We start from the raw sequence: 1,898 nt of genomic DNA, 5'->3' as shown, positions 1-1,898 counted from the left end.
TAGAAAGCCCGGTCTCGGTTCCCGTTCTGATTAACCAGAATATTACCGGTTACACTGGCGCACGGCAGACCATTCTGGTGGTTGACGATATTGCCGATCAACGCAATCTGGTGAGTAACATTCTCACACCGCTTGGTTTCAACATACTGCAGGCAAATGGGGCTTCAGAAGCGCTTAAGATGGCAGCGAGCCATACCATTCATCTTTATATTCTTGATATCACAATGCCCGAAGTCAGTGGATGGCAACTGGCGATCCAGCTGCGACAAAAAGGCATCCGCAGCCCAATTATGATGCTTTCCGCGAACATTCATGAGTTGGAAAAAAGCAACGTGCTCGCCAAATATCACAATGATTACCTGAGCAAGCCCATCTCTCGTGAACAACTGTTGACCAAGCTAAGCAATTTATTGCCGGTGGACTGGCTTTTTGAGGAAGAACCCGAGGATAAACCAATCACCACCGGTTTGGATGCAACCGCTGACCCCTCAGCGATCCCTTCGCGTGAAGAGCTAGCACAGTTAATCAATTATGCCGAAATTGGCTTTATGTCTGCATTCCTAAAGAAGCTTGATGAAATTATCCATTCCGGTGCCAGCACAGAGGCTTTTTTCGGTTCGATACGCAGCGATGCATCGCAATGTAAATTTGAAAAAGTCGTACATAACCTGAACGAGTTGATAAATGAGCATTATTGAATTCAGTAACATCATTGTCTTAGTGGTCGATGACTCGCCAGAGTCGCTCGGCATGCTTAACGCCACGCTCAATAAAGCGGGGTTGACTGTGCTGGTGGCGCTCAGTGGTGCACAAGCATTGGCGATTGTGGAAAAAGTGCAGCCCGATGTGGTGTTGCTGGATGCGATCATGCCGGAAATGGACGGGTTTGATACGTGCCAGAAACTGAAAGAAAAGCTCCCCTCCACCCCTATTTTATTTATGACCGGCCTTAACGATTCAGAGCATGTCATTCATGGTTTTGAGGTGGGTGGTGTCGATTACATCACCAAACCGGTTGTGCCAAATGAAGTGCTGGCGCGAATCAAGGTGCACAGCCATAACGCCAAACTGGCGAAATCGGCACAATTTGCCCTCGATTATGCCGGGCAATATGTCTTCTGCGTATCAAAACAGGGGCGCTTGGAGTGGGCTACGCCTTACGCACAAGAGCTGATCGGCAAGATAAATGGCGATATTCTGGAAACGTGGAAAAGCATTCAACCCGACATCGCCCGCTGGATCACATCCGAACATCGGAAAGAACCTCTGCAACTGAACCAGTTTACCCCGCCGATTCAAGCTGAATATGCCGGTGAATATGATCAGCTGCATGCATTGATCCGTTTGGTCACGCCGAAAAAACGCGGTACAGAAGAAGATTTGCAACGCGAACTTAATCTCACTAAACGCGAATCTCAGGTGCTTTATTGGCTCTCTTTCGGCAAAACCAATTGGGAGATCGCCACTATTCTTGAAATGAGCCACAGAACAGTGAACAAACATCTTGAGCAGATCTACAAAAAGCTCAATGTTGATAACCGCACTGCAGCAGCAAGTATTTCACTGCGGTTACTCGATAGCTCACATGCCAGCTAAACGATCTACTCGCGACATTGCTTCACGCATCATTAATGCCGTCAGTAAGCGTCAAATTCTGATCCAGGCAACCGTTGTTAATGGCCGTTCCGAGACGCCTAAAACCCAATCGTCCTACCGAGCTATCCAGATGTCGGAGCCCGTCTATGAAGCATTGCTTCATGTACAGAACCTTAAGCGGCAAGCGAATTAATAATACCGTCTAACGTGTTGTTTTGCTTGGATTTTCTCTGCCTACTCTTTTTGCCGTTTTTGGATAAATACACCATTGCCCACTCCAACTTCTCTGTTATTTCCTGCCA

General features: G+C 47.5%; 2 protein-coding genes. Both read left to right on the top strand.

Going from position 1 to position 1,898, the window contains the following annotated elements:
* A partial coding sequence (locus MUW49_RS17765) for a response regulator (protein WP_244813033.1) occupies nt 1-698 on the top strand: 698 nt, incomplete at its 5' end.
* Nucleotides 685-1,596: a DNA-binding response regulator gene (locus MUW49_RS17760; RefSeq protein ID WP_053288391.1), complete on the top strand. Its 912-nt coding sequence runs from the start codon at nt 685-687 to the stop codon at nt 1,594-1,596. The genes MUW49_RS17765 and MUW49_RS17760, both read left to right, overlap by 14 nt.
* The last annotated feature ends 302 nt before the right edge of the window (nt 1,597-1,898 follow it).

Source organism: Aeromonas sp. LsrichE-8G (assembly GCF_022869435.1).
In the GTDB taxonomy this organism is placed as follows: Bacteria; Pseudomonadota; Gammaproteobacteria; order Enterobacterales; family Aeromonadaceae; genus Aeromonas; species Aeromonas caviae.
The sequence above is the reverse complement of the archived record's forward strand: the minus strand, read 5'-3'. Positions and strand labels throughout refer to the sequence as shown.

What these genes read in the sequence shown, in the direction of transcription:
- MUW49_RS17760 (WP_053288391.1), top strand. Translation starts at nt 685, where the DNA reads ATGAGCATTATTGAATTCAGTAACATCATTGTCTTAGTGGTCGATGAC.